The sequence below is a fragment of the Streptomyces albidochromogenes genome, assembly GCF_005981925.1.
GTDB classification, from domain to species: Bacteria; Actinomycetota; Actinomycetes; order Streptomycetales; family Streptomycetaceae; genus Streptomyces; species Streptomyces albidochromogenes.
This window is the reverse complement of the sequence record NZ_VBVX01000569.1, coordinates 1-1,885: the sequence shown is the minus strand read 5'-3', so window position 1 is coordinate 1,885 and position 1,885 is coordinate 1. Positions and strand designations below refer to the sequence as shown.

Below are 1,885 nucleotides of genomic sequence, written 5' to 3'. Positions count from 1 at the left end.
GTCCTGGGAGGCGCCTGGAGGGTGGTCGTCATGGACACCGCCGGAGGATGAGGAGGAGATTCCAGGTGGCGAACTCGCGCAGCAGGGGGATCCTCGGCGCGACGCCGGGGAGGAACGGCCAGTAGCGGGCCCGGGCCGTCACCACTTCGGTGTCGGTACGGGAGCGGACCTGGCGCAGCGTGGAGCCGATGTGGATCCGGAAGAGGTTCTCGCCGAGGGTGTGCTTGGCGCTGCGGCCGGTGCGGCGTTCGTAGCGGCGGCGGGCCCGTTCGGCGCCCAGGTAGTGCCAGGGCGCCCACTCGTGGCCGCCCCACGGGGAGTACCAGTTGGTGAACGAGACGTAGATCAGGCCGCCCGGCGCGGTGACGCGCACCAGCTCGCTGAGGAAGGTCCCCGGGTCCTCGACGTGCTCCAGCACGTTGGAGGAGAAGCTGATGTCCGCCGCGCCGTCCGCGAGGGGGAGCAGGTAGCCGTCGGCCAGTACGGTGCCCCGCGCCGTGCGGCCCCGCAGTTCGCGTACGTCGGGTTCGAAGAGGTAGCTGTGCGCCCCGCGCCTGCGGAACTCCTCGGTGAAGTGGCCGCTCCCGCCGCCGACGTCGACGACGACACGGCCGGCCAGCGGCCCGTACCGCTCCAGCTGGTCGGCGGCGTCACGGGCCAGCAGGGCGTAGCAGTGGTCCGGGTCGGACTGCTCGTTCAGGAAGGCCCGGAAGAGGGTGACGGACCTGCGCAGGGAAGGGTCCTTCACCGGGGCTCACCTCCGCCGGTGGGCGAGGGCCGCCTCCGCCGCCACCGCCCGGAACTGGCGCACCGTGCTGCTCCACCGGTAGTGCGCCGCGCGCGCGGCCGCCGCGCGGCCCATCGCCTCGCGCCGCTCGGCGCTCAGCGCCAGCGTGCACCAGGCGGCGGCGAACGAGCTCTCGCCGCGCGCCAGTACGCCGGTCACGCCGTCGGCTATGGAGTCGCGCAGGCCCGGCACGTCGAAGCCGATCGCCGGGGTGCCGCGGGTCGCCGCCTCGGTCACCACCAGGCCCCAGCCCTCGACCGCGGACGGGTGCAGCAACAGGTGCGCCGCGCACAAGAGCTGGTGCTTCTCCGCCTCGGAGACATGGCCCTTGAAGATCACGTCCGGGCCGGCGAGGGCCTCCAGGGCGCGGCGCTCCGGCCCGTCGCCGATGATCACGAGCTTGCCGCCGGTCACCGGCCGCACCCGCTCCCACAGGCGCAGCAGCAGGTCGATGCGCTTGTACTCGACCAGCCGCCCCATCGCGAGGAACAGCGGCTGCGGGGAACGCGGGGTGCGTTCCGTGGGCTGCTCGACGCCGTTGTGCACGACCCTGATGCGGCCCGGGTCCACCCCGAGCGCGGTGAGCGCGGACGCCGTGGAGTCCGACACGGCGACCAGGAGGTTGTCGCGCTGCGCCGCCGACAGCGCCCAGTGCTCCAGGCGGCGTCCGAGACCGGCCGCCGGGCCCGGGTAGCGCATGCCCCACAGCTCCGTGTGCACGTGGTTGACCAGGCACAGGGTGGGGCCGCGGTGCCACAGGGGCGTGAGGTAGGGCAGGCCGTTGCAGACCTCGACCAGCAGGTCGCAGTCGCCGACCTGCCGGGCGAAGGCGCGGCGCGCCCTGACGAAGTGGCCGAGGTCGCCGCCCGCGGAGACGACCCGGTAGTCGCGGTACGCCGCCGGGCCTCCGCACAGCAGCGTCACCTGGTGGCCGAGTGCCGTCAGGCCGTCCGCGAGGCGGTCGACGAGGAGTTCGGAGCCGCCGGCGGCGGGGTTGCCGAGGTCCCGGCGGGAGAGGAAGACGATCCGGCGGGGATGCCGGGAGGTGGGGTGGGGGAGTACGGAGTGCGTCTCTGCGGGTTTCGCATCGTGCAGGGT

2 protein-coding genes are annotated in these 1,885 nt (G+C 73.8%); both read right to left on the bottom strand.

Translation table 11 applies throughout. The annotated features are described in order from the left end of the window. Nucleotides 1-28: 28 nt before the first annotated feature. Nucleotides 29-748, bottom strand: coding sequence for a class I SAM-dependent methyltransferase (locus E2E34_RS33895; protein WP_138905656.1), 720 nt, complete (start codon nt 746-748; stop codon nt 29-31). 6 nt (nt 749-754) lie between these two features. Continuing rightward, a complete protein-coding gene (locus tag E2E34_RS33890) occupies nt 755-1,882 on the bottom strand; it encodes a glycosyltransferase family 4 protein (RefSeq protein ID WP_138905657.1) in 1,128 nt (375 codons plus the stop codon). Between the last annotated feature and the right edge of the window lie 3 nt (nt 1,883-1,885).